The sequence below is a fragment of the Streptosporangium sp. NPDC048886 genome, assembly GCF_055586905.1.
The window spans coordinates 198,804-223,940 of record NZ_JBVJHH010000012.1; the positions used below are offsets into that span (position 1 = coordinate 198,804).

Here is a 25,137-nt window from a genome sequence, read left to right on the forward strand (position 1 = left end):
GCGCGCCCCGACGCCTGTAGTCTTGCGCCGTGCACAGCGGAGGGGCGCGCGGCAGCCGCGCAGACCAGGCGGACCAGCGTCGCGCGGAGCTGCTCGAAGCCGCCCGGCGGGTCGTGCTCGAACGGGGGCTGGCCAGCACCCGCGTCGCCGACATCGCCAAGGCGACCAACGTGAGCGGTGGGCTGATCCACTACCACTTCGCCACCAAGGACGATCTCATCACCGAGATGCTCCGCAGCACCAGCGAGTCGGAGGTCCAGCGGCTGAGGGAGATCGCCGCCGCCCCGGGGACCGCCGTCGAGCGGCTGGACCGGGTCCTGCGCTTCTACATCCCGGCCTCCCGGTCCGACCAGAGCTGGATCCTCTGGCTCGACGCCTGGGCCGTCGGGGTCCGCGAGGCGCACGTCCGGGCCATCCTGCTGGAGCTGGAGGGCGCCTGGATCGAGATCCTCGCCGAGGTGATCGCGGGCGGTGTGACGGGGGGCGAGTTCGTCTGCGACGACCCTCAGGGGGCGGCCGAGCGGATCGACGGCATGCTCGACGGCCTGGTCGTCCGCTACACCCTGCACGCGGGGAACATGTCCCGTTCCCGGCTCCTGCACCACGCCCGGGTCGCCGCCGCCCGCGAGGTCGGTCTCGACCCCGCGATCTTCCCCGCCGAGCCGCTCGCCGACCAGCCGGCCTCCTCGGAGCCCTGACCCCGTCGGCGGTCAGCGGGCGGGCCGCTCCCCGGCCTCCCGCGACGCCTCACCGGCCCCGCCTGTCCGGCCCCGCTCGGTCCGGCCCCGCTCGGTCCGGGCCGGCGCGGCCTCGGCCGGGCAGCATGGTGCGGCGGTGCTCAGGCCGGCATCGCGGCGAGCAGGAAGGCCAGACGCGCGGCGGCGTCCTCGATGTTGTCGGTGCTGCCCAGCCGGTAGCCCCACGAGGTGATGAAGCCCCCGTCCGGCGAGCATGTCACGGTCTCGACGAGCGTGCTGCTGAACCGGTTGCGGACGCTCACGTAAGCGGGGTCCCCCAACGACATCCTCTGCACGCAGAGGTCGGCGTGCCGCCGCGTGGCAGTGGCGAACCTCTCCAGACAAGACAGCGTGTCCAGCATCGTGCTTCACCTCCGTCTTGACAGAGAATTGCACGATCTTGGGAGGTTAATCAAGCAATTGCGGGGATTAATCCGAGGATTGTCGTGCGAAGTCCTCCAGGACCCGGACGATCACCGCCCGGGCCTCCTCCCGGAAGGCCGCGACCTCACAGAACTCGTCGAAGGCCCGCTCGTAGAAGGCGATGTCGTCGGGGTCGCGCAGGATCAGGTCCCGGGTTCTGGTGGGCACCGCGACCTGGTCGCCGTCGTAGATCCAGAAGCCGTTGAGCAGCGCCGAGGGGAGGGGGGCCTCGAAGGGGACCACGCCGAACTCCACGTTCGGCAGCGCGGTCACCGCCAGCAGCCGGTCCAGCTGGCCGCGGAGCACGTCCAGCGGGGCCAGACGGTAGCGGAGCACGGCCTCGGGCAGGATGAAGCGGAACTTCTTGTTCTGGTCGTAGAGGATCTCCTGGCGCTGCATCCGCACCCGGATGGCGGCGTCGATCTCGTCGGGCGCGTTGTAGAGGCGTTTGATCCGGGTGAAGATGCTCCGGGCGTACTCGGTGGTCTGCAGCAGGCCGATGACCACCCCCGGCTCGAACACCCGGAACAGCGTGGTCCGCATCTCCAGGTCGCGGATGTCCTCCTGGAGCGCGGCCAGCCCGCTGCGGTGCCGCTGCCGCCAGGAGTCCTGCCGCTCCAGCAGCCCGGAGGCCTGGTCGATCAGCTCCTCGACGACCTCGGGGGCGGCCTGCACGGCCCGCCCCCACTGGGTGATGTCGTCCTCGGTGGCGGTCTGGCGGGCGTTCTCGATCCGGGAGACCTTCGAGGGCTGCCACCTCAGCCGCTCGGCCAGCTCCTTGCCGGACAGGTGGGCCGCCTCGCGCAGCTGCCTGAGCTGCATGCCCAGGTCGCTCCTGACCTGCTGGAACCCGCTCACCCGTTCTCCTTCGCCGGCCGCGCGGGCAGGGCGCGGCGGTGCCTGTCGGCCCGCTCGCTCACGCGACCTCCCGTTATGGTGCGCATGAGGCTAGACCCGGGTGGGCGGCTCATGCCATAGGAGTCTCCCCAATCGTGATCAATATTTACAGAACCACCCGGCGGGCGATGTCCACGAGAAGCTCTCTGGGAACCTCCACGGCGCTCTCGCCGTCCAGGACGTGGCGGAGGTCGGACAGGGCCTCGGCATCGGTCAGGTGGAGGCCCTGGACGACGATGGTGCCGCGGTCGGTCTCGTAGAGGGACGGACAGGCGCCCGCCTCCGAAGTGGAGCCAAGGAACCGCAAACGCATGACTGAATCCTTCCCCGAGCCAACCACATGGTGCAATTGCGGGCAATCCTAGAGTTTGGAAGGTTGCAGGGTGGTTTCAATCACCAAATTACGCATATTTCGCCCATCCGGTAAGGGGCGGGGGATCTGCCCGGCCGTGAGGCCCGTACGGCCCGCCCTCGGGCGCGCCCTCGCGTGAAGCTCCGGGTGCGCTCTCACATGAAGCTCCGGGCGCGGGCGAACAGGCTGAGCGTGGTGGCGTGCAGCAGGTCTCCGATGTCCTTGGGGGCCTTCCCGGCGCACGCGCGGGCGTGGGTGCCCTCAAGGACGATGCCGAGCTTGAAGCAGGCCAGCACCGCGTACCAGCCGACGGCCGAGGTGTCCCGGTCGGACAGGGCCGTGTAGCAGGCGGTGATCTCCCCGGCGGTGGGCAGCCCGGCGACGTGGCCGGTGAGCATGCCGCCGCCGTCCGGGGCCGGCCAGGTGGCCAGCAGCCACCCCAGGTCCAGCAGCGGGTCACCGACCGTGCACATCTCCCAGTCCACGATCGCGGCGATCCTGGGCCCGTCGTAGGCGAACATCAGGTTGGCCAGGTGGTAGTCCCCGTGCATGATCCCGGGGGAGAAGCTCCGCGGCCTGTTCCGCTCCAGCCAGGCGGCGGTCTCCTCCAGGCCGGGGATCTCGGGCCCCGGATAGCCGTCGAGCGCGGCGTAGGTCTCCAGCTCGCCCATCCATCGGGGCACCTGCCGTTCCAGGAACCCCTCGGGCCGCCCGAAGCCGTCGAGGCCGCGATGGTCCACCCGGCCCAGCTCGGCCAGGGCCGAGGTCGCCTCGAACCCCATCCGGTGCCGGATCGCCGGATCGCCGGCGTGCGGCTCGGGCAGGCCGACGGTGGCGTTGAACCCCCGGACCGGCTCCATCAGGTAGAAGACGGCCTCCCCCATGACGGTCTCGTCCGTGCAGGCCGCGATGAGGCGGGGCGCGGCCACCGGGGTGTCCCGCAGCGCGGCCAGCACCCGGGCCTCCCGCCTGAGCGCCTCGTTGCTCGTGGCCCGGGGGTGCAGCGGCGGCCTGCGCAGCACGTAGGACGCCCCGCCCCGCTCGAACCGGACCATGATGTTCTGCGTCCCGCCGGTCACCGGCCCGACATGCTCGAACGCCCCGCCCGGCAGCCCCTGGCCGTCCATCCACGTCCCCAGCGCGCCGAAGTCGATCGCGTTGAGGTCGATGTGCGCGGAGACCATGTGCCCACCCTAACCGAACGATGTTCTGTTCGTGACGAATCTATGATCCCCCCGTGCGGGGGTCAATAGCCTCGCCCCGTCCTCCCGGCGCCCTGCCCGCCGCGCACCCGCCCTTCCCGTCCGTGTACGGCGAGCCCGGCATGGGACGGCCGGCGCCGGAGGTGCGTCGTCCACGGGCGTGTCACTGACGGGGACACGGCTCACCCGCCGGGGTGTGAGGCGGAGCGGTCGTGGCGGAGACCCGCGGTCCGGCCCTGTCGCGTCAACCGGTGTGCCGGGGCGGGAGGAGGGAGTGGGGGATGTCGGTGTGCGCTGCGCGGAGCTCCTCGCCGAGGGCCTTGGCCTGGGCGTCGAGGCGGGGGCTGGCGGCCACGCCCCTGCCGAGGAGGCCGTGGACGACGAAGTTGAGGGCGTGGAGGTTGGGGAGGTCGAAGCGTTCGATCTCCAGGCCGGCGGTGGCCGGCAGCAGCTCCCGGAGACGTCCGGCCGTCAGATGGTCCGACAGCCACCGGAACTGCTCGGCCGTGCGGACCCAGACACCCAGGTTGGCGTTGCCGCCCTTGTCCCCCGAGCGGGCGCCCATGATCGTGCCCAGCGCGGTCCGCACGGCCGGCCCGCCGCCGGCCGCCTGCCCCGCTCCGCCCTGTCCCGGCTCCGCCCGTTGCGGCACCCGGTCTCCGGTCTCCGGGTCCCCGAGCGCCCGGCGGCCGGCCTCCCCGCCGCCGGCCTCCCGGCCGCCGGACCGCGCGCCGTCGCTCTCCGGGGTGTCGAGCTCCCGGCCGTCGAGCCAGACACGCGCCCGGACCGTCTCCGCCGGGACGAGGGTCGGCCAGTAGACGCCGTAGGGGGAGGCGTCGCCCGGAGGGGTGAGGCCGTAGAAACCGGGGTAGCTGGCCAGGCCCGTCTCCACCACGGCGGAGGAGAAGGCGCGCCCGGCCTTCTTCCGGTCGGCGTCCATCACGGTGACGCGGAGCAGGGCGGTGCCGGCGGCCGGGGCGGCGCCCGCGCCCGCCGCGCCGTCGCCCGCGCCGGGGACCGGGCCCGCGGGCGGGGTGGTGCCGGTGAGCGGGGTCAGCTCGACGTGGACCTGGTCGAAAGACTCCCTGGGGACGCGGGACCAGATGGCCTCCTGCGCGAGCCGGGCCTTGGCCTCGATGTCCAGGCCGGTCAGGACCATGGTCATGGTGTTGCGGTAGCCGCCCACGTAGTTGACGGCGACCTTGAGAGTGTCCGGCGGGGCCTCGCCCCGCACCCCCGAGATCCGGACCCGGTCCGGGCCCTGCTGGCACAGCTCGATCGTGTCGAAGCGCGCCACCACGTCGGGCCCCGGGTAGCGCGGCGAGGCGATCTCGTACAGCAGCTGCGCGGTGACCGTGCCCACCGAGACCAGCCCGCCGGTCCCCGGATGCTTGGTGACCACGCTGGACCCGTCGGAGTCCAGCTCCACGAGCGGGAACCCGCAGTGCGCCAGGTCCGGCACCTCGCCGAAGAAGGCGTAGTTCCCGCCGGTCGCCTGGCAGCCGCACTCGATGACGTGCCCGGCCACCACCGATCCGGCCAGCGCGTCGTAGTCGCCGGGCCGCCAGCCGTACCGCCAGATCCCCGGCCCGGTGACCAGCGCGGCGTCCGTGACCCGGCCGGTCACCACCACATCCGCCCCGGCCGACAGGGCGGCGGCGATCGGCCTGCCCCCCAGGTAGGCGTTGGCGGTCAGCGGGGCGGCGGGCAGCCTCTCCCCGGTGTCGAGGTTCGGCGCGCCGCCCAGATCGTGCCCGGACAGGTCGTCGCCGGTGACGTGCGCCACCTTCACCGGCAGCCCGAGCCGGCCGGCCAGCTCGGCCACCGCCCCGGCGCATCCGGCCGGATCGAGCCCGCCCGCGTTGGAAACAATCTTGATGCCCCGCTCCAGGCACGTCCCCAGGACCTGCTCAAGCTGCCGGAGAAAGGTCGGCGCGTAGCCGGGGCGGCCCTTCAGCCGGTTGCCGGCCAGGATCAGCATGGTCAGCTCGGCGAGCCAGTCGCCGGTGAGCACGTCGATCGGGCCGCCCTCGACCATCTCCCGGGCGGCCGACAGCCGGTCGCCGTAGAAGCCGGAGCAGTTGGCGATGCGCAGCATCGAGCCTCCTAGGGCTGGGGGATCCGGGACGCGCGGCCGGGACGGCGGATCCCGGCGCGCGGCGCCGGGATCCCTGGGGCCGCCGGGGCGGCTAGGACCGGGGGATCCAGGAGGCCGGCCGCTTCTCCATGAAGGAGGCGATGCCCTCCTGGCCCTCGGCGGAGGTGAAGCGCTGGGCCGACAGCTCGGCCATCTGCCGCAGGCCCTCCTCCACCGGCAGCGTGGGCACGGTCCGCACGAGCTGTTTGGTGAGCGCCAGGGACTCGGGGCCGCCGCGCAGCAGCATGCCGGTGTAGTGGGCGACCGCGCTGTCCAGCTCTTCCTCCGGGACGGCGCGGGTGAGCAGGCCGATCTCCTGGGCGCGGGCGGCGTCGAAGACCTCTCCGGTGAGGAGGTATTCGGCCGCGGCCCGGGGTTCGAGCCGCCGCAGCACGGTCACCGAGATCATCGCGGGGACCACGCCGAGCCGCACCTCGGTGAAGGCGAACGACGCCGTGTCCGGCGCGATCGCGAAGTCGCAGGCCGCCACCAGGCCCAGCCCTCCGGCGCGCGCGGTGCCGTTCAACCGGCAGACGACCGGTTTGGGGCTCTCCCAGATCAGGTTCATGATCTCCGGGAACGAGGCGGTCACCGGCGCCTCGTGCGCGTTGCCCGGCTCGATCCGCTGCTCCTTGAGGTCCGCGCCGGCGCAGAACACCGGTCCGGTGCCGGTGAGCACGATGACCCGCACGCGCTCCTCGGCGAGCGCCCAGTTGAGCCGGTCCTCCAGATCGCCCAGCAGCCGCACGGACAGCGCGTTCCGGTTGCGCGGGGAGTCCAGGGTGATCGTCGCGACCCCTCCGGACAGCTCCTTGTGCACCAGGCGCTCCATCGGCCAGCCCCCGTCGGTGTTCATGCCTGCTCCTCGATCACGGCCAGTACGGCCTCCGCCTCGACCTGCCGGCCCGGCGCGACGTTCAGCACGGACACCGTGCCCGCCACCGGGGCGGTGATCTGATGTTCCATCTTCATGGCCTCCAGCACCACGACCACCTGGCCCGCCACGACGGGCTCGCCGGACTTCACCTCGACGCGGAGCACGGTACCGGGCATCGGCGCCAGCAGGGAGCCCGGGGCCACGTGCTCGACCGGCTCGGGGAGCCGGGCCAGCGGCGTCAGCCGTACCGCGCCGAGGGGGGAGTCGACGTGGGTCACGCCGTCGTAGCGGGCGACGGCGAAGCGGTGCCGGACGCCGGAGGTCTCCAGGACGACCAGGCCGGGCGTGGCGCCGGCCAGGACCGTGTCGGGGAAACCCTCCGCCCGCAGGCCGTCCCGGGTGATCCGGTAGGCGACCTCCGCCTCCTCGAAGGCCGCGCGCTGCGGCTGCGACACCACGTTGCGCCACCCGCTGGGCAGCGCGGCCTGCACGGTCGCCGCCCGCCGGTCCGCCGCGGCCTGGGCGAGGGCGGCGGCGAGCGCGGACAGGCCCACGGCGCGCTCCCCGGCGGCCGGGACGGACCCGTGCTCGGCGAGGAAGCCGGTGTGGGTGTCGCCGGCCAGGAAGGCCGGGCTGCGCAGGACCGCGACCAGCAGGTCCCGGTTGGTGACGGGGCCGTGGATCGTCGCCCTCGACAGGGCGGTGGCGAGTCTCCGCACGGCGTCGGCGCGGCTGGCCCCGTAGGAGACGACCTTGGCGAGCATCGGGTCGTAGTGGACGCCGATCTCGGAGCCGTCCTCCACACCGGAGTCCAGCCGGAGGCCGCCGGAGGCGTCGCGTGGCACGGGGGAGAAGCGGGAGGTCACGCCGGGGACGTCGAAGCGGTGCAGGGTCCCGGTCTGCGGGAGCCAGTCGCGCGCGGGGTCCTCGGCGTACAGCCGTGCCTCGACGGCGTGACCGGAGGGCGCCGGCGCGGCGTCGGGGAGCCGGGCGCCCTCGGCGATCCGGAGCTGGAGCTCGACCAGGTCGACGCCGTAGACGCACTCGGTGACCGGGTGCTCGACCTGGAGCCGGGTGTTCATCTCCAGGAACGCGACCGTGTCGTCCTTGACGAGGAACTCGACGGTCCCCGCCCCGACGTATCCGATGGCCTGCGCGGCCTTGACCGCCGCGCCGCACAGCCGTGCCCGCATCGCGGGGGAGACCGCCGGGGAGGGGGCCTCCTCGATCACCTTCTGGTGCCGCCGCTGGATGGAGCACTCCCGCTCGCCCAGTGTCCACACCGTCCCGTGCCGGTCGGCCAGGATCTGGACCTCGATGTGCCGGGCGTTCTCCAGCAGGGGCTCGACGAAGACCGTCCCGTCCCCGAACGCCGACTCGGCCTCCCGGCGGGCCGACTCGACCGCGCCGGGCAGGTCGTCGGTCAGCGCCACGATCCGCATCCCGCGCCCGCCGCCGCCGGCCGACGCCTTCACCAGCAGGGGGATCCGCCATCCGGACGCCGATCCGCTCATCCGGGTGAACACGGTGTCGAGATCGTGTTCGAGATCGTCCATCGAGTAGCCGGGCCTGGCGGTGAAGCCCGGGAGCACCGGGACCCCGGCCTCGGCCATCAGGGCCTTCGCCCTGATCTTGGAGCCCATCGCGGCGATGGCCTCGGGGGAGGGGCCGACCCACGTCAGACCCGCGTCGAGCACGGCCTGCGCGAACGCCGCGTTCTCCGACAGGAAGCCGTAACCGGGATGGACCGCGTCGGCCCCGGCCGTGAGGGCCGCGCCGACGACCCTGTCCGCGGACAGGTAGGTGTCGGCGGGCTTGACGCCGGCGAGCCGCACGGCGTGGTCGGCCTCCGCCGCGTGGGGCGCCCCGGCGTCGGCGTCGGAGAAGACCGCGACGGTCTCGATGCCGAGGTCGCGGCAGGTGCGGAAGACGCGCCGGGCGATCTCACCCCGGTTGGCGACGAGAAGACGGCTGATCATGGGCGTGGTCACATCCGGAAGACGCCGAAGCCGGCGGGCTCCGGGACGGGGGCGTTGTTGACGGCCGACAGGCACAGGCCCAGGACGGTCCGGGTGTCGCGGGGATCGATGACCCCGTCGTCGTAGAGCCGCCCGGACAGGAAGAACGGCAGCGACTCGGCCTCGATCTGCGCCTCGACCAGCTGGCGCATCGCCGCGTCGCCCTCCTCGTCGTAGACCTGCCCCCTGGCCTGGGCGGCGCTCCGGGCGACGATGGACAGCACCCCGGCCAGCTGGGCGGGGCCCATGACGGCGGACTTGGCGCTCGGCCAGGCGAACAGGAAACGGGGGTCGTAGGCGCGGCCGCACATGCCGTAGTTGCCCGCGCCGTAGGAGGCGCCCATGACGATCGTGATGTGCGGGACGGTCGAGTTGGAGACCGCGTTGATCATCATGGCGCCGTGCTTGATGATGCCGCCCTGCTCGTAGTCCTTGCCGACCATGTAGCCGGTCGTGTTCTGCAGGAAGACCAGCGGGGTCCGCGCCTGGTTGGCGAGCTGGATGAACTGGGCGGCCTTCTGCGCCTCCTCGCTGAACAGCACGCCCCTGGCGTTGGCCAGGATCCCGACCGGGTAGCCGTGCAGCCGGGCCCAGCCCGTCACCAGGCTCCCGCCGTACAGGGGCTTGAACTCGGCGAAGTCACTGCCGTCGACGATCCGCGCGATCACCTCACGCGGGTCGAAGGGGATCTTCAGGTCCTCCGGCACGATCCCCAGCAGCTCCTCCTCGTCGTGCAGCGGGTCGCGCACCGCCCCTGCCGGGGTCCCGAGCCTGCGCCAGTTCAGTCCCCTGACGATCCGCCGCCCGATCCGCAGCGCGTCGTGCTCGTCGGCGGCGAGGTAGTCGGCCAGGCCGCTGACGCGGGCGTGCATCTCGGCGCCGCCCAGCGACTCGTCGTCGGACTCCTCCCCGGTGGCCATCTTGACCAGCGGCGGCCCGCCGAGGAAGACCTTCGCGCGCTCCTTCACCATGACCACGTGGTCGCTCATCCCGGGGACGTAGGCCCCGCCGGCGGTGGAGTTGCCGAACACCAGGGCGATCGTCGGGATCCCGGCGGCCGACAGCCGGGTCAGGTCCCGGAACACCCGGCCGCCCGGAATGAAGATCTCCTTCTGCGTCGGCAGGTCGGCGCCGCCGGACTCCACGAGGTTGACCAGCGGCAGCCGGTTCTGGAAGGCGATGTCGGCGGCCCGGAGCGTCTTGCGCAGGGTCCACGGATTGGACGAGCCGCCCCGCACGGTCGGGTCGTTGGCGCTGATCACGCACTCGACGCCCTCGATCACGCCGATCCCGGTGACCACGCTGGCCCCGACGGGGAAGTCGCTGCCCCAGCCGGCCAGCGGCGACAGCTCCAGGAAGGCCGAGGCCGGGTCGATCAGCAGCTCGATCCGCTCCCGGGCGAGCAGCTTGCCCCGCCTGCGGTGCCGCTCGAGGTATTTCTCCCCGCCGCCCGCCACGGCCTTGGCGTGCTCGGCGTCGAGTTCGGCGAGCTTGGCCAGCATCGCCTCGCGCCGCGCCAGGTAGTCGTCCGCGGAGGTGTCCAGTCGGCTCATGTGCCCTCTCCCTGGGGTGACGCGGACGCGGCCGGCGACGTTTCCGCAGGCGCGGCCCCGGCTGGGGCGGGCGTGGCGGAGCCGGACGCGGTTGGGACGGACGCGGTCGGGACGGGCGCGGTTGACGCCGGTGTCAGGCCGATGGCCCGCGCCCAGAGCGTGGAGAGCATGGCGACGGCGGTCTGCTCGTCGGCCTGTTCGCCGAGATCGAGCCAGACATGGGCGAAGCGCTCCACCATCCCGCCCAGCATCACGGCGGTCAGCCGGGGGTCCAGCCCCGGGTCGGCCAGACCCTGCTCCTGCAGGCGGCGCAGCCCCTCGGCGCCCCGCCGCACGAAGACCTCGCGCAGTTCGAGCAGGAGCCCGCGGAAGCTCTCGTCGGTGGCCGCGGCCTGTTCCAGCATCCGCATCAGCCGGGAGTTGGAGGCCCAGGCGCGCAGGTAGAGCAGGTTGGCCGCCTCGATGCGGGCGTAGGGGTCGCCGGGCACGGCGGGGCCGACCACGCTGGCGGCGAACATCTCGCCCACCACCGTGCCCGCCACCTCGCGGAACAGCTCCTCCCGCGAGCCGAAGTAGGTGTAGAAGGTGCCGTGCGAGACCCCGGCGCGGGCACAGACGTCATCGACGCGCACGGCCTCGAACCCCTGCTCCTCGAACGCCTCCCGCCCGGCCTGGATGAGGGCCGCCCGCGTCCGCCTGCCCCGGCTGGTCAGCACCTCGGACTTGACGATCACGTCAGCTAAGGTAACCCACACCCCGCGTTCCCGCCAGACGTTCCCGCCAGGCCGTCGCCGGAGCCCCGGCACGCGGGCCGGGCCGGCGGGGCCGGAGGAGAAGACCGGCGGAGGCCCGAAAGCCGACGGAGAAGACCGGCGGGGCCGGAGGAGAAGACCGGAGAACGAGAACGGACCCGGGCGGCGTCACGCCGTCCGGGTCCGTCCCGCTCACTCGCTGCCTGTCACTCGTCGCCGCCGGTCTGTCCGCCCGCCCGGCTCAGCCGCAGTGGCTCCAGCCGCTCTTCCACGACAGCGAGCCGTGCGAGCCGCCCCAGATGACGCACTTCTTGACGGCGGCGAGCCGTACCGGGCCCGCGTAGGCGGTGAAGGAGCCCGGGTTGCTCCCCGACGAGCCGCCCTGCACCTGGAGCGTCGCGTTCATCTTGATCTTCGCGGGGGCCACGTACTTGGCCATGGTGACGACGCAGTTCTTGCCCGCGCCGGCGTTGTAGAGCAGATAGATGGTCGCGGCGCCACCCAGGGCCCGGGAGCCGACCACCTTGTAGCCCGCGCCGCAGACCCCGGTCGGGGTGTAGGGGTTCGGCTTGGGCGGCGAGATCGTCTGCTTGGGCGGCGAGGGCTTCGGCGTGGGCTTGGCCGTGGACGGTTCGGCCGTGGGTCTGGCCGACGGGGGCGGGCTCGCCTGGCCCGCGTCCGTCGGCTCGATCACCGACGGCGGCTCCGACGCGGTTTTCTTCGGCTCCGGCTTCCCGTCCCCGGAGTCCCCGCCCGCCCTCTTGGTCGGCTGCCCGGCCGGCCGGTGGGTCGGCTGGGCGACCGGTTCGCCCGTGACCTGGACGGGGGGCGAGGGCACGGGGGTACGGCTCTTCTTGGGTCTGGGGGACTCCCACACCGCGGGCGGCTCGTCCGGGGTGAGCGCCGGATCCGACTCCTCCGCCTCCTGGGAGGGGGAGGCCGACGTCACGGGCCGCGCCGCCGCGGCCTTCTCGTCGCCCTGCAGCGCCACCACGGTCCCGGTCGCCACGCTCAGCGCGGCCACTCCCGCGATCATGAGCCCGACCGGCCACCGCCCCTTCCGGCCGCCGCGCGGCGCGGCGCCGGGGCGGGCGGCCTGCGGCGGGACGGTGGCCGCGGACGCGTGCGGCGGGCCAGGGGGCGGGCCGGTGGGCGCCGGCGCACCGGGGGGCATGTGCGGCGGGCCGGAGTGCTGCGGCGGGCCGATGGGCGCGGGCGACGGGGCGGCGGGCGCGGGGGCCTGCCGCCGGGGGGAGGTCGGGGAGGCGAGCGTCGCGCCCATCAGGTGGCTGACGAGCTCCTCGGCGGTGGGACGCAGCGACGGGTCCTTGGACAGGCACGCGGCCACGAGGTCGCGCAGCTGTCCCTCCAGCCCGCCGAGCTCGGGCTCGGAGGTCAGGATCCGGTTCATCACCACGGCGATGGAGTCGGCGCCGAAGGCCGGCCTCCCCGTCGCGGCGAAGACCATCGTGACGCCCCAGGCGAAGACGTCCGCGGCGGGCGTGATCTCGCCCTCGCTGAGCTGCTCGGGCGCGAGATAGGACGGCGTCCCCATCGCCGTCCCGGTCGCGGTCACTCCGGGGGAGTCCAGGGCCCTGGCGATGCCGAAGTCGATCACCACCGGGCCTTCGGGGCCCATCAGCACGTTGGCGGGCTTGAAGTCGCGGTGCAGGATCCCCGCGCGGTGGATCGCCGACAGCGCGGTCGCCGTGCTGATCGCGAGCCGCTCCAGCGAGGCGCCGCGCCGCGGGCCCTCCTTGTCGACGAGCTGGCGCAGGGACGGCCCCGGCACGTACTCGCTCACGATGTAGGGCTGGCTGCCCGCGAGGTCGGCGTGGAGCACCGGGGCGGTGCAGAACCGCGCCACCCGCTGGGCGACCGAGACCTCCCTCAGGAACCGTGTCCGGGCCTCGGGATCGGCCGCCAGCCCGTGGTGGAGAAGTTTGACCGCGACCTGTTCCCCCGTCGGCCCCTTCCCCAGGTAGACGACCCCCTGGCCGCCCTCCCCGAGCCGACCGGTCAGCTCGAAGGGGCCCAGCCGTTGAGGATCCTCCGCCGAGAGCGGCTGCACCACAATGACCCCCCGACAAAGCATGCAAAATTGTGTTAGGTGGTGTAGAACGCTACCAGTGTGGGCAGGGATACGGGCGATCTGTTGAGATTCGTCCCCTCGTTGGGGCTGCTGGCCAGGGGATAACGGTTCAGATGGCCTTGCCGGGATTGAGAATGCCGAGCGGGTCGAAGAGCTGCTTGATCCCGTGGTGGAGCTCCTCGGTGACCGGCCCGGTCTCCAGGGAGAGCCAGCGCCGCTTCAGCAGCCCGACGCCGTGCTCGCCGGTGAGGGTGCCCCCGATCTCCAGGGTCTCCCGGAAGATCTCGTCGGCGGCCGCCCACACGTTGGGCGGCGGTTCCGCCAGCCCGTGGTCGAAGACGAAGACGGGGTGCAGGTTGCCGTCGCCCGCGTGGGCCACCGTGGCGATCAGCACGTCGTGTTCCAGCGCGATGGCCTCGATCTTTTCGATCATCTGGGGCAGCGCCGAGCGCGGCACGCAGACGTCCTCCACCAGGCACTTGCCGAGCCGTTCCTTGGCCTGGTAGGCCATCCGCCGTACCCCGATCAGCTCCTCGGCCTCCTGCGGCGACGACGACACCGCGACGAAGGGGGAGCCGTTGGCGGTGCACAGCTCGGCCATGCGCTCGGCGACCGCCGGGCCGTCGGCCGCGTCCGACTGCGCGATCAGCATCGCCCGGGTCGACTCCTCCAGCCCGATGTTCTTCCAGTCGTCGATGGCCTTGAGCGTGGTCCGGTCGAGCATCTCCAGCAGCGACGGCTGGCAGCCGGCCGCGATGATCGCCGCGACCGCGGCGGCGGCGTCCCTGAGGGAGGTGAACTCGGCCGCGATCGTCGCGGGGTAGACCGCCGGGGCCCGGCGCAGCCGTACGGTGGCCGCGGTGATCACGCCGAGCGTCCCCTCGGAGCCGACGAACAGCCCGGTCAGGTCGTAGCCCGTCACGCCCTTCACTGTGCGCCTGCCGGTGTTGAGGACCCGCCCGTCGGCCAGCACGACCTCCAGGCCCAGCGCCGAGTCGCGGGTCACGCCGTACTTGACGCACCGCAGGCCGCCGGCGTTGGTGGCCAGGTTGCCGCCGATCGTGGAGATCTCGTAGGAGGAGGGGTCGGGGGCGTACATCAGCCCGTGCGCGCGGGCAGCCCGGTCCAGGTCCGCGGTGATGACGCCCGGCTCCACCACGGCGATCTCGTCGGCGGGGGAGAGCTCCCTGATCGCCGTCATCTTGTGCAGCGCCAGCACGACGCCGCCCTCGACCGCCGTCGCCCCGCCCGCCAGCCCGGTCCCGGCCCCCCGGGGCACCACCGGCACCCGGTGCTCGCCGGCCCACCTGAGGGTGGCGACGACGTCGTCGCGGCTCTCGGCCAGCACGACGGCCAGCGGCCTGCCCGGTTCGAGGAAGGTCCGGTCCCGCGCGTAGGAATCGGTCACATCGGGATCCGTCAGCACCTTCTCCGGTGCCAGCGCAGCGACAAGTTCGGCAATAGCGGTCACAAGGGGACTTTACGGCCTAGGGTCCGCGTGGCCGCCACAGGACGCCCGCCGCGCGGCCGGGAGCAGCGGCCCCGTCCCGGCCGAGGGTGCGATGTCCCCGACCCGGGGCGCGGGGTCCCCGACGCGCCGAGGCGTGGGCACCGAACACCCATTTGGGCGATAAAAGGGAAATTTCTTGGAAAGGGCATCTCTGTAGGTGCCTGTTGCTTTCTGCGTGGGGTGTCTGTTTCGCGGAAGCCGGGCAAGGGGGAGATGGGTGGACGGACAGGAGGAGCCCCGCCGCACCCTGCTGCCGCCGACGGGAGGGAGCCGGCTGTGACCACTGTGCAACAGCGGCCCACGCTTGCGCCTAGGACCAAGGGATCGTTGCTCGTGTCGTGGCTCTCCACGACCGACCACAAGATCATCGGATATCTCTACCTGATCACTTCGTTCGTCTTCTTCCTGATCGCCGGGGTCATGGCCCTGGTCATCCGGGCCGAACTCGCCCATCCCGGGCTCCAGATGGTCAACGAGCAGCAGTACAACCAGCTGTTCACCATGCACGGCACCGTGATGCTGCTGTTCTTCGCCACACCGCTGTTCGCCGGGTTCGCCAACGTGGTCATGCCGTTGCAGATCGGGGCGCCCGACGTGGCCTTCCCCAGGATGAACATGGTCAGCTACTGGCTCTTCCTGTTCGGCGGGCTCATCGCGATGAGCGGTTTCGCCACCAGCGGGGGCGCCGCCGACTTCGGCTGGACGGGATACACCCCGCTGTCGGTCGCCACGTTCTCCCCGCAGACCGGCGGCGACCTGTGGATCGTCGGCCTGGTGATGTCCGGCCTCGGCACGATCCTCGGCTCGGTCAACTTCATCACCACGATCATCTGCATGCGCGCGCCCGGCATGACCATGTTCCGGATGCCGATGTTCACCTGGAACGTGCTGCTGACCGGTGTGCTCGTGCTGATCGCCTTCCCGGTGCTGGCGGCCGCGCTGCTCGTCCTGGAGGCCGACCGCAAGCTCGGCGCGCACGTCTACGACTCGGCCACCGGCGGCCCGCTGCTCTGGCAGCACCTGTTCTGGTTCTTCGGCCACCCCGAGGTCTACATCATCGCGCTGCCGTTCTTCGGCATCGTCACCGAGGTGATCCCGGTCTTCAGCCGCAAGCCGCTGTTCGGCTACATCGGCCTGGTCGGCGCGACCATCGCCATCGCCGGACTGTCGATCACTGTGTGGGCCCACCACATGTTCGGGACGGGCCGGGTGCTGCTGCCGTTCTTCTCGTTCATGACCTTCCTCATCGCGATCCCGACCGGGGTGAAGTTCTTCAACTGGATCGGCACGATGTGGCGGGGACACCTGTCCTTCGAGTCGCCGATGCTGTTCGCCGTCGGCTTCCTGGTCACCTTCCTGTTCGGCGGCCTGACCGGTGTCATCCTCGCCTCGCCGCCGCTGGACTTCCACGTGACCGACAGCTATTTCGTCGTGGCCCACTTCCACTACGTCGTCTTCGGCACCGTGGTGTTCGCGATGTTCGCCGGCTTCTACTTCTGGTGGCCGAAGATGACCGGCAAGATGCTCAACGACACTCTGGGCAAGTGGCACTTCTGGCTGCTGTTCATCGGCTTCCACACCACCTTCCTGGTCCAGCACTGGCTGGGCGCCGAGGGCATGCCCCGCCGCTACGCCGACTACAGCGCGGCCGACGGCTTCACCGGCCTGAACCTGGTCTCCTCGGTCGGCGCCCTCATCCTCGGCGCCTCCACGCTGCCGTTCCTCTACAACGTGTGGAAGACCCACAAGAGCGCGCCGAAGGTCACCGTGGACGACCCGTGGGGCTTCGGCAACTCCCTGGAGTGGGCGACCTCCTGCCCGCCGCCGCGGCACAACTTCACCTCGCTGCCGCGCATCCGCTCCGAGCGCCCGGCATTCGACCTGCACTATCCCCGGGTCCAGGCCCAGCCCCGCCAGCTCGACCCGACCGCCCCGAGCGAAGAGATCTGAGGGGCCCTTCCAGGCGTCCCGGGGCCTCCGCCGTCCGGTCCGTCCGCCGTCCGGTCCGCGGGCCGTACGGCGGGCCCGCGCGGAGACCGGGCACGCTCCGGCGCCCGGCGCCGCCGTTGGACCGGTCCCGCGCCCGGGGCGGTGTCCACGCCCGCCCCGCGCCCCGGCCTGACTCGCTGACCTGCCGTTCAGTGAGGCATGGCCGAATTGAAGTGGAAATCGTCATCGCTTTCTGACAAACGACGATTTATTGCATTTTGACAACATCATTTGGCGTTTTTACTGCTGCTTTACCTTCTCGTCTAACCTCCCGCTCGGTGCGTGCATAAGGCGCGCCGGGGACGTCCGCGCCCGGCGAACCCGGGCAGGGAGGGTATGCGTTGTCCAGCAGAGGCAGAGGCGCTCGCAGGCGCCTTCTCGCGATAGTGCCCGTGGCCGGCCTGGCCGCCGCGGGACTGGCGGTGGGGGGAACGTCGGCGGAGGCCGACACCTCGGTCGCGCGGTACCAGCCGACCGCGGCCGACTACTACATCAACTACGCGCCGCCCAGGGATGAGCCGGAGGCGGACGAGCCGGCCGCGCCCGACTCCAGGGCGCGCAAGGTCAGCCCCTCGGAGAAGATCCAGCAGAAGTTCTCCAGCGGCAACCCCGCCGCCGCCCGGGTGCTGGCCGCCCGCGAGGCCGAGGCGATCCGGACCGGGCTCAACCCCGCGGACTTCCTGTTCAAGAAGGCGAAGACCGCGAAGACGGCCAAGCTCCTCACCTTGCTGGTGGAGTTCAACGACAAGGCCAACGACGACTTCTCCGGCTTCAGCCGTCCGGCGAACGTCGACAGCGAGGACCCCGCCGAGTGCGTCACCGAGCCGCCGGGCACCCTGCTCAACGGCCCGCTGCACAACAAGATCCCTGACCCGGCGTCGCTGTCGCACAAGGACAACAACAGCTTCTGGGTGCCGGACTTCAGCCCCGAGCACTTCAACAAGATGCTTTACAGCAAGGACGGCATCACCCAGCGCGTCCGCCCCGACCTGACCGACCCCCGGGACGGCCGCAAGGGCATCGACATCTCCAAGTACACGATGAAGAACATGTACGAGGAGATGTCCAAGGGCGCCTACACCGTCACCGGTCAGGCCAGCCCGTGGATCAAGGTCCCGCACTCCGAGGCGTACTACGGCGCGCGCGCCTGCGGCCAGGAGGTCCAGGACATGAGCGGCCACCCGAGCAACCCGCTCGGCCCCGGCCAGCTCGCCATCGACGCGGTGAACACCCTGGCCGCCGCCGACCCGAACTTCCCGTGGGCCGACTACGACGTCGAGGACGTCGCCGACTCCGACGGTGACGGCAACTTCGCCGAGCCCGACGGGGTGGTCGACCACCTGGTCCTGGTCCACGCCGGCAAGGACAAGTCCTCCGACGGCGGCGCCGAGGGCACCTACGCGATCTGGGCGCACTCCAGCGCGGTGGCGGGCGGCTACCAGGTCCCCGGCAAGAACGTGAAGATCTCCAACTACATCGTGCAGCCGGAGGACTCCGGCGTCGGCGTCTTCGCCCACGAGTACGGTCACGACCTCGGCCTGCCGGACCTCTACGACACCAGCGGCCAGGCCTCCTCGGCCGTCGACTTCTGGGACCTGATGTCCAGCGGCTCGCACAGCGGCCCGATCTTCCAGTCGATGCCGACCCACATGGGTCTGTGGGACAAGTGGATCCTCGGCTGGGCCAGCCCCAAGGTCTTCAACCCCGGTGACCGCGCCCGCGCGGTGACGGTGGGCCAGACCTCGCGCACGCCCAAGCTCACCGAGGACGGTGTCCGGGTCAACCTGGCCAGCGCGCCCCTGAAGATGGTCGAGCCGCACAGCGGCACCAAGATGCTCTGGTCCAACCTGGACCAGGAGTGGGCCGACTCCAAGATCACCCGCGAGGTCCAGGTGCCCGCCGGGACCGACGTGAAGTTCTGGCTCTGGAACAACTACGAGATCGAGCAGGACTGGGACTTCGGCTTCGTCGAGGTCTCCGTCGACGGCGGCGCGACCTACGCCCAGCAGAAGGTCTACACCGAGGGCGGCGCCCTGGTCTCGACCGACGACGGCTACGGCGACCCGAACAAGAACCTCGTCAAGTTCGGCAACAAGAAGTACGGCCTCACCGGCAACACCGACGGCTGGCGGCACGACTACGTCGACCTGACCCCGTTCGCCGGCAAGACCGTCAAGCTCCGCCTGGCCTACGACACCGACGCGGCCTTCACCCCCCGCGGCTGGCACGCCGACGACTTCGCCCTCACCAACGGCGCCGAGACCGTCTGGAGCGACGACGTCGAGGGCGGTCTGAACGGCTGGACGCCCAGCGGCGGCACCTTCACCAACACCCACGGCCAGGGCTGGGTCGTCAACAACGGCGAGCGCGAGGTCTCGCGCTTCTACCTCGCCGAGTGGCGTAACTTCGACGGCTTCGACAAGGGCCTGCAGTACGCCTACGACACCAACTACTCCCGCGACGGCGCGTGGAAGGTCGAGAAGTTCAAGTACAACGCCCCGGGCCTGCTGGTCTGGTACCGCGACTCGACCTTCACCAACAACTCCCTGATCAACAACCTCCAGCTGGCGCCGAGCATCGGCTCCAAGGGCAGCCTGATCGTCGTCGACTCGCACTACGAGCCGCTCCGCCGTACCGGTGTGGCGGCGGAGAAGGACGGCGAGCTCAGGGACAACCTGCAGGGGCGCGTCCAGACCGGCAACGCGGCCTTCTCCTTCGGCAAGACCTACCCCTTCACCGAGTGCGTGGAGGCCGCGGACGAGCCGTTCAGCGAGTACTGCACCAAGGTCGGCTCGCAGGGCGGGGTCTCGGAGTTCACCGACGCCAAGACCTGGTACCCGGGCATGGAGGTCCGTGACGGGGCACTCGGCTACCGCGACTTCGACGCCTCGGTGGTCGTCCCGTCCAAGGGCGACCAGCCCTACAGCACGCGGGTCGTCAACGTCGACGGCACCCCGGCCACCGAGCTGTACGGCACCGACCTCGGCAACGGCCACGTCCTGGGCACCGGTAACCCCGGCGACGAGGGCAAGGCCCTGGGCGTGAAGCTCAAGCTGCTCACCCCGCTGCCGGGTAACCTCGGCGCGATCGTCCACGTGACGCCGCCCAAGAAGTAACCCCGGCCCGCCGGCCGTGGGGCCCCGCCGTCACCGACGGCGGGGCCCTACGATTTGCAGGGGAACATCCGACCGAAGAGGGGCAGCGTGGGAGAGCTTCGCAGCAAGGCCGAGCACACCGAGGCCGTCCGGACCGGGCGCCGGATCTGCGTGGTGGTCAACACGCGTTCGCGCCGGGGCCGCCGTCTCTATCCGGAGGTGGTCCGCACGCTCCGGGCCGAGGGCTTCGAGCCGCTCCGCCTCTACTCCCTGGACGACCCCAGGCGCCTGCGCGCCACGCTGGAGGCGGCCCTGGACGCCGGGCCCGACCTGCTCGTCGTGGGCGGCGGCGACGGCACGCTCAGCGCCGCCGTCAAGCACGTGGCCCACCGTGACGTCGCCCTCGGCGTGCTGCCCCTGGGCACCACCAACAACTTCGCCCGCAGCCTCGGTCTCCCGCTCGACCTGCCCGGCGCGATCCGGGTGTTCCACACCGGCAAGGTCGCCGACATCGACCTGGGGATCGCCGGTGACCGGGAGTTCGCCAACCTGGCCAGCTTCGGCGTCTCGGTCGAGGTGGCGGGCACGGTCAAGCCCTGGCTCAAACGCATCCTCGGCCGTGCGGCCTACCCGCTCACCGCGCTGACGATCCTCCCCCACCACCAGCCCTTCCGCGCCTTCATCACGGTGGACGGCCACCGCCACGAGCTGCTCACCCACCAGCTCAACATCGCCAACGGCCGCTTCCACGGCGGCTGGCAGGTGGCCAAGGACATCAGCATCGACAACGGCCGCCTGGTCGCCTACCAGCTCGGCTCGGGCAAGCGCCTGCGGCTGCTGGTGGAGACCCTCATCCGGGCCACCACGGGCCGCTGGAGCAGCCTGGCGGGCGGGCCCTTCGTGGTCGGCCGGGAGATGCTCCTGGAGACCGACCCCCCGATGGCCGCCGACGTCGACGGCGAGGTCCGCCTGATGACCCCCATCACGATCCGGACCGTCCCCAACGGCCTGCGCGTGATGGTCCCCGACGGCTTCGTCGACTCCTGACCGGGCGGCCCCGGCCCGGCCCTGACCGGGCTCCCGGGCCGGGCCGCTGATTGGGGCCGTGTCTGGGGGGTAGGCGGTCATCAGAGGGTTGGAGGATGACATGGCATCTCTGGTCGACCGAATCCGGAGTTATCTGAGCAGCCCGCAGGGGCGGAGAAACGTCGAGAAGGCCAAGACGATGGCCCGCGACCCGCGCAACCAGCGCAGGCTCCGCGAGCTGATGAATCGTTTCCGCACCGGCGGACCCAGGCGCTAGGAGCCTCCCGGCGCCGGGAGAACGGCACGCGGGGCGGGCCCCGGGGTGGTCGCCACCCCGGGGCCCGCCGCTACCGCCCGGACATGCGCTTGAACCTGCTCCGGAGCCGTTCGAGCAGCAGCGGCTCCCGCTCGGCCACGGTCCCCTCCCGCGCCCGCCGCAGAGCGCCCAGGGCCTCCACCGCGTCCGGCCGCTTGGCGGGCGAGTGGTCGCGCATGCGCCGCAGCAGCTCCATGACCTCGGCCGGGACGCCGCTCACGGCGGTCTCGGCGTCCGGGCTCGCCGGGGGCAGCTCGCCGGCCAGCAGCCGGAAGGCGATCACCCCGGCCGCGTACACGTCGGAGGCGGCCGTCATCCGTTCGGGCCTGCCCTGGCACTCGGGGGCCACGTAGTGGGTGTCGAGGACGTTGGGGAGTTCGTTGGCGACGGTGTGCGCCCGGGGGCCCGGCTTGGCGTAGTCGAACCCGGTCAGCATCGCCCGGCCGTCCTCGGTCACCAGGACGCAGGCCGGGTTGAGCGCCCGGTGGATGACGTTGTTGGCGTGGACGTGGGCCAGGCCCAGCAGCATGTCGTCGACCACGTCGAGCATGGCGCCGGTGGACAGCTCCGGCCGGGAGGCGGTCAGGTGCAGGTGCAGCGCCTGGCCGTGCACGTCGTCGAGGACCAGCACGAACCGGCTCTCGTCGTCGATGGCGAAGAAGTCGCGGGAGCGCACCACGCACGGGTGCGGCGGGATCCGGGTGAGGGACTGGTAGGCGTTGGCGATCAGCCGCCGCTCGGCCGCGCGCGGCTCCTCCTGGGCCAGCGGGTCGGCCCGGTAGACCCGCAGCAGGACCGTCTCGCTCCCCGGGACCGTGGCGTTGAACGCGCGGTACTCGGTGACCCGGGTGTCCCCGCCGAGCTGCTCCTCCACCTCCCAGTTGCCGAAGCGCGGCGGCGCGGTGGACCGCCGCACGGTGCCGTTGAGGGCCTCGATGATGGGGGTGCGGTACGGCGTCACGTCCGGGGTGTAGCCGCGCCTGACGCGGGAGACGTCGCTCAGCGTGCCGATCAGGCCGGGCAGGTCGGTGACGTGCCGCGAGTCACGGCCGGCCGGGTCGACCAGCTCGGTGTCGGGCCCGGTCAGCACGACGACGCTGTCGACGTAGACCCGGTCCAGCTCGCGGCGCTCCTGGGTGAGCAGCCCCTTGAGCGCGCGCCCGTTGCCGCGGAGCTTGGTCACCGGGGAGCCGAACGCGTCCCGCCGGGCGGGGAACCAGCGCGTCCCGGCGATCTCGATCCGGCCGCGCGTGCCCTTGACGTCGATGACGCAGAGCGAGTGGCCGGTCAGGACGATCGCGTCGACCTCGAAGGTGTCGTCGCCGCGCGGCACCTCGATGTTGTGCAGCAGCAGCCAGTCGTCGGGCGCGTTGTCCCGCAGGTGGGCGATGACCCGCCGCTCGGCGTCGTTCACCGGCTGTCCGCCGCCGACGATCTGTGCCATCTCTAGCGCGCCGTCCTTCCCACCTCACCGTGCATCGAAGTAGGGCAAGGGTCTCATGCTCCCGCGTATCTTTACTTTTCCGCCACTCTGACGTGCCCGAGTATCTATGATCATGGGCGCTCGGCTGCGGAGAAATGGGTGGAATATCCGATATGGCGGTCAAATGCTGAACCGCTCGGCGGGGAGTACGCTCGGCTGACGTGGAACCCATGGAGATCACCGCAGGGACGCTCCACCTCCGGCCGTGGCGCCCGGCCGACGTCGAGGTGGTGACCGGGGCGCTGCGCGATCCGGAGATCCGCCGGTGGGCGACCGCCGCCCCGGCCGAGCCCGACGGGCGGGCGTGGATCGCCGACCGGATCGCGGGCTGGGCCGACGGCTCGTCGGGCTCGTTCGCGATCGCCGACGCGACGACCGGGGAGGTGCTGGGCCACACCAGGGTCAAGATCATCGGTGACGGGGTCGGCGAGGTCGGCTACTGGGTCCTGCCGGCGTCCCGCGGCAGGGGCGTGGCCGGCCACGCGGTGGGCGCGGTCGCGCGGTGGGCCTTCGCCTTCCTGGAGCTGTCGCGGCTGGAGCTGCGGCACGCGGCCGACAACACCCCTTCCTGCAGGGTCGCGCAGAAGAACGGGTTCGCGCTGGCCAGGCTGCTCGCCGAGCCGTCCTGGCACGGAGGAGAGAAGACCGTCGAGGTCCACCTCCACACGCTCTCACCCACATGATCTAGTCTGTCCGCCGTCATATTCGTCGGCGGAACGGACGGAGCAAGCGTGGATTTCCTGGCGACCGGGATCATCGTGATCACTGTTCTGGTGGTGCTGGCCGGGTTCACGCTGATCGCCCGGAGGCTGCTCGACCTGCGGTTCGGGGTCGTCCGCACGCTGCTGGCCGGGGTGTTCGTGTTCGTGATCGGCGGGCCGGTCACTCAGGCGTTCGTCGGCCTGGTGGACCCGGACGACGGGGGCGTCACGCCGCTGTGGTTCCTCATCCTCGCCGTGGTCTGCACGTTGCTCGGCGGGATGGTCTTCCTGGTGATCGCCGAGGCCCTGGTGCCGCCGGGATCGCTGCCCGGGCCGCTGGAGCTGATCAGGGGGCTGCGCGGTCGGGTGGCCCGCTCGCGCCGCTACCTCCAGATCACCCGGATCCTCGTACGGCACGGCCTCGGCCCCTACCTGCGCGGCCGCGACCCCGACCTCGGCGCCCCCTCCAGCCGGGCCCGGCTGGCCACGTCGCTGCGTGAGGCCCTCGACGAGGGCGGGGTCACCTTCGTCAAGCTCGGCCAGATCCTCTCCACCCGGGGCGACCTGCTGCCGGTGGAGTTCGTCGAGGAGCTGCGGCTGCTGCAGGACAAGGTGGCCTCCGCGCCCTGGCCGGAGATCGAGCCGGTGCTGGCGGCCGAGCTCGGCCGGTCGGTGGCCGAGACGTTCGCCGAATTCGAACGGGAGCCGCTCGCCGCGGCCTCGATCGCCCAGGTCTACCGCGCCCGGCTGAAGACGGGCGAGGAGGTGGTGGTCAAGGTCCAGCGCCCGGGGATCGCCGCCGTGGTCGAGCAGGACCTCGACATCGTCGCGCGCCTGGCCCGGACGCTGGAGCGGCGGACCCGGTGGGGCCGGGCGTTCGGGGTCGCCGACCTGTCCAGGGGATTCGCCGAGGCGCTGCGTGAGGAGCTCGACTTCCGCATCGAGACCGCCAACATGGCCGCCGTGGCCGCCGCCACGGCCGGGGAGCCGGTCCGCGTGCCGGTGCCGTACCCGGAGCTGTCCGGGCGGCGGGTGCTCGTCATGGAGCGGCTGGAGGGCACCGCGTTCGGCTCCGCCGTACCCGACGGGCTGGACCGGCAGGAGCTGGCCAGGACCCTGCTCGACACGCTGCTCCGCCAGATCATGCTGCACGGTGTGTTCCACGCCGACCCGCACCCGGGCAACATCATGCTGCTGGCCGACGGACGGCTGGCCCTGCTCGACTTCGGCTCGGTGGGACGGCTCGACGGCTCGCTGCGCGGCGCCCTGCAGCGCCTGCTGGGCGCGATGGACCGCGGGGACCCGCTCGGGGTGAGCGACGCGCTGCTGGAGGTCGTGCCGCGGCCCGACGAGATCGACGAGCGCGAGCTGGAGCGCGAGCTCGGCCGGTTCATGGCCCGGCACCTGGTCACCGGCGTCACCCCGGACATGCAGATGTTCGGCAGGCTGTTCCGGATCGTCTCCGCGCACGGCCTGTCCGTCCCGCCCGAGGTGGCCGCGGTGTTCCGGGCGCTGGCGACGATCGAGGGCACGCTCGCCCGGCTGGCTCCCGGCTTCGACATCGTGGCCGAGGCGCGGGCCTTCTCGGTCCGCCATCTCGGCGAGCAGAGCGGCCCCGAGCGGGTACGGCAGGCGGTCGAGCAGGAGGCGCTCAGCCTGCTGCCCATGCTGCGCCGCCTGCCCCGCCGGATCGAGCGGATCGCCGGGGCCGCCGAGCACGGCCGCTTCAGCCTGAACGTGCGCCTGTTCGCCGACGAGCGCGACCGGCGGCACGTCACCGGCCTGCTCCACCAGGTGCTGCTCACCGTGCTGGCGGCCACCACGGGCATCATGGCCGTGCTGCTGCTCGGCACCGACAACGGCCCCGTGGTCACCGCCGACGTGGGCCTGTACCAGCTCATCGGCTACAACCTGCTGGTGATCAGCGCGATCCTCGCCCTGCGGGTGCTGGTGATCATCTTCCGGCGGGACGGCTGA

General features: G+C 71.9%; 19 protein-coding genes. 7 read left to right on the forward strand and 12 right to left on the reverse strand.

Features of this window, described 5'->3' with window-relative positions; genetic code table 11:
- Nucleotides 1-29: 29 nt before the first annotated feature.
- The gene (locus ACZ6R6_RS17395; RefSeq protein WP_470094424.1) at nt 30-698 is read left to right on the forward strand and encodes a TetR/AcrR family transcriptional regulator; all 669 of its coding nucleotides are present in this window, start codon (nt 30-32) and stop codon (nt 696-698) included.
- Between the two features lie 140 nt (nt 699-838).
- Here ACZ6R6_RS17395 and ACZ6R6_RS17400 read toward each other — a convergent pair whose 3' ends face one another.
- From ACZ6R6_RS17400 to ACZ6R6_RS17450, 11 genes are all read right to left on the reverse strand, one after another.
- The gene (locus tag ACZ6R6_RS17400) at nt 839-1,099 is read right to left on the reverse strand and encodes a hypothetical protein (protein ID WP_470094426.1); all 261 of its coding nucleotides are present in this window, start codon (nt 1,097-1,099) and stop codon (nt 839-841) included.
- A gap of 67 nt (nt 1,100-1,166) precedes the next feature.
- A complete protein-coding gene (locus ACZ6R6_RS17405) occupies nt 1,167-2,018 on the reverse strand; it encodes a helix-turn-helix domain-containing protein (RefSeq protein ID WP_470094428.1) in 852 nt (283 codons plus the stop codon).
- Nucleotides 2,019-2,163: 145 nt separating this feature from the next.
- On the reverse strand, nt 2,164-2,370 hold the full coding sequence (locus ACZ6R6_RS17410; RefSeq protein WP_306868227.1) for a hypothetical protein: 207 nt from the start codon (nt 2,368-2,370) through the stop codon (nt 2,164-2,166).
- 194 nt (nt 2,371-2,564) lie between these two features.
- Nucleotides 2,565-3,593: a phosphotransferase family protein gene (locus tag ACZ6R6_RS17415; protein ID WP_470094430.1), complete on the reverse strand. Its 1,029-nt coding sequence runs from the start codon at nt 3,591-3,593 to the stop codon at nt 2,565-2,567.
- 262 nt (nt 3,594-3,855) lie between these two features.
- On the reverse strand, nt 3,856-5,709 hold the full coding sequence (locus tag ACZ6R6_RS17420; protein ID WP_470094432.1) for an acyclic terpene utilization AtuA family protein: 1,854 nt from the start codon (nt 5,707-5,709) through the stop codon (nt 3,856-3,858).
- A 91-nt stretch (nt 5,710-5,800) separates the two neighbouring features.
- Complete coding sequence (locus tag ACZ6R6_RS17425; RefSeq protein ID WP_470094434.1) at nt 5,801-6,604, reverse strand: enoyl-CoA hydratase-related protein; 804 nt, start codon at nt 6,602-6,604, stop codon at nt 5,801-5,803.
- On the reverse strand, nt 6,601-8,604 hold the full coding sequence (locus ACZ6R6_RS17430) for an acetyl/propionyl/methylcrotonyl-CoA carboxylase subunit alpha (protein WP_470094436.1): 2,004 nt from the start codon (nt 8,602-8,604) through the stop codon (nt 6,601-6,603). The genes ACZ6R6_RS17425 and ACZ6R6_RS17430 overlap by 4 nt, the downstream gene beginning before the upstream one ends.
- Before the next feature lie 8 nt (nt 8,605-8,612).
- Nucleotides 8,613-10,196 carry an acyl-CoA carboxylase subunit beta gene (locus ACZ6R6_RS17435; protein ID WP_470094438.1) on the reverse strand — a complete coding sequence of 528 codons (1,584 nt, stop codon included), beginning with the start codon at nt 10,194-10,196 and terminating at the stop codon, nt 8,613-8,615.
- Nucleotides 10,193-10,930 (reverse strand): TetR/AcrR family transcriptional regulator, encoded by a 738-nt coding sequence (locus tag ACZ6R6_RS17440; RefSeq protein ID WP_470094440.1) that lies wholly within the window; start codon nt 10,928-10,930, stop codon nt 10,193-10,195. The genes ACZ6R6_RS17435 and ACZ6R6_RS17440 overlap by 4 nt, the downstream gene beginning before the upstream one ends.
- A 259-nt stretch (nt 10,931-11,189) precedes the next feature.
- Complete coding sequence (locus tag ACZ6R6_RS17445; RefSeq protein WP_470094442.1) at nt 11,190-13,022, reverse strand: serine/threonine protein kinase; 1,833 nt, start codon at nt 13,020-13,022, stop codon at nt 11,190-11,192.
- Between the two features lie 127 nt (nt 13,023-13,149).
- Complete coding sequence (locus ACZ6R6_RS17450; protein ID WP_470094444.1) at nt 13,150-14,511, reverse strand: FAD-binding oxidoreductase; 1,362 nt, start codon at nt 14,509-14,511, stop codon at nt 13,150-13,152.
- Nucleotides 14,512-14,826: 315 nt separating this feature from the next.
- Between ACZ6R6_RS17450 and ctaD the strand changes: the two genes are divergently transcribed.
- The 4 genes from ctaD (at nt 14,827) to ACZ6R6_RS17470 (ending at nt 20,937) form a co-directional block, all read left to right on the forward strand.
- The gene (gene ctaD / locus ACZ6R6_RS17455) at nt 14,827-16,500 is read left to right on the forward strand and encodes an aa3-type cytochrome oxidase subunit I (RefSeq protein ID WP_470094446.1); all 1,674 of its coding nucleotides are present in this window, start codon (nt 14,827-14,829) and stop codon (nt 16,498-16,500) included.
- A 431-nt stretch (nt 16,501-16,931) separates the two neighbouring features.
- Nucleotides 16,932-19,655 (forward strand): immune inhibitor A domain-containing protein, encoded by a 2,724-nt coding sequence (locus tag ACZ6R6_RS17460; RefSeq protein ID WP_470094448.1) that lies wholly within the window; start codon nt 16,932-16,934, stop codon nt 19,653-19,655.
- An 87-nt stretch (nt 19,656-19,742) separates the two neighbouring features.
- Nucleotides 19,743-20,681, forward strand: a complete 939-nt coding sequence (locus tag ACZ6R6_RS17465) for a diacylglycerol/lipid kinase family protein (protein ID WP_470094450.1) — start codon at nt 19,743-19,745, stop codon at nt 20,679-20,681.
- 100 nt (nt 20,682-20,781) lie between these two features.
- On the forward strand, nt 20,782-20,937 hold the full coding sequence (locus ACZ6R6_RS17470) for a hypothetical protein (RefSeq protein ID WP_470094452.1): 156 nt from the start codon (nt 20,782-20,784) through the stop codon (nt 20,935-20,937).
- 70 nt (nt 20,938-21,007) lie between these two features.
- On the opposite strand, the gene mads6 is transcribed toward ACZ6R6_RS17470, so the two are convergent.
- The gene (gene mads6, locus ACZ6R6_RS17475; RefSeq protein WP_470094454.1) at nt 21,008-22,420 is read right to left on the reverse strand and encodes a methylation-associated defense system protein kinase MAD6; all 1,413 of its coding nucleotides are present in this window, start codon (nt 22,418-22,420) and stop codon (nt 21,008-21,010) included.
- Nucleotides 22,421-22,629: 209 nt separating this feature from the next.
- Between mads6 and ACZ6R6_RS17480 the strand changes: the two genes are divergently transcribed.
- Nucleotides 22,630-23,142 carry a GNAT family N-acetyltransferase gene (locus tag ACZ6R6_RS17480; RefSeq protein WP_470094530.1) on the forward strand — a complete coding sequence of 171 codons (513 nt, stop codon included), beginning with the start codon at nt 22,630-22,632 and terminating at the stop codon, nt 23,140-23,142.
- Nucleotides 23,143-23,190: 48 nt separating this feature from the next.
- Nucleotides 23,191-25,137, forward strand: a complete 1,947-nt coding sequence (locus ACZ6R6_RS17485; protein ID WP_470094456.1) for an ABC1 kinase family protein — start codon at nt 23,191-23,193, stop codon at nt 25,135-25,137.

Bases quoted from the DNA above. Each gene is read 5' to 3' on its own strand.
- ACZ6R6_RS17435 (WP_470094438.1), bottom strand. From the start codon at position 10,196: ATGAGCCGACTGGACACCTCCGCGGACGACTACCTGGCGCGGCGCGAG.
- ACZ6R6_RS17410 (WP_306868227.1), bottom strand. From the start codon at position 2,370: ATGCGTTTGCGGTTCCTTGGCTCCACTTCGGAGGCGGGCGCCTGTCCG.
- mads6 (WP_470094454.1), bottom strand. From the start codon at position 22,420: ATGGCACAGATCGTCGGCGGCGGACAGCCGGTGAACGACGCCGAGCGG.
- ACZ6R6_RS17470 (WP_470094452.1), top strand. From the start codon at position 20,782: ATGGCATCTCTGGTCGACCGAATCCGGAGTTATCTGAGCAGCCCGCAG.
- ACZ6R6_RS17480 (WP_470094530.1), top strand. From the start codon at position 22,630: ATGGAGATCACCGCAGGGACGCTCCACCTCCGGCCGTGGCGCCCGGCC.
- ACZ6R6_RS17430 (WP_470094436.1), bottom strand. From the start codon at position 8,604: ATGATCAGCCGTCTTCTCGTCGCCAACCGGGGTGAGATCGCCCGGCGC.
- ACZ6R6_RS17400 (WP_470094426.1), bottom strand. From the start codon at position 1,099: ATGCTGGACACGCTGTCTTGTCTGGAGAGGTTCGCCACTGCCACGCGG.
- ACZ6R6_RS17425 (WP_470094434.1), bottom strand. From the start codon at position 6,604: ATGAACACCGACGGGGGCTGGCCGATGGAGCGCCTGGTGCACAAGGAG.
- ACZ6R6_RS17420 (WP_470094432.1), bottom strand. From the start codon at position 5,709: ATGCTGCGCATCGCCAACTGCTCCGGCTTCTACGGCGACCGGCTGTCG.
- ACZ6R6_RS17415 (WP_470094430.1), bottom strand. From the start codon at position 3,593: ATGGTCTCCGCGCACATCGACCTCAACGCGATCGACTTCGGCGCGCTG.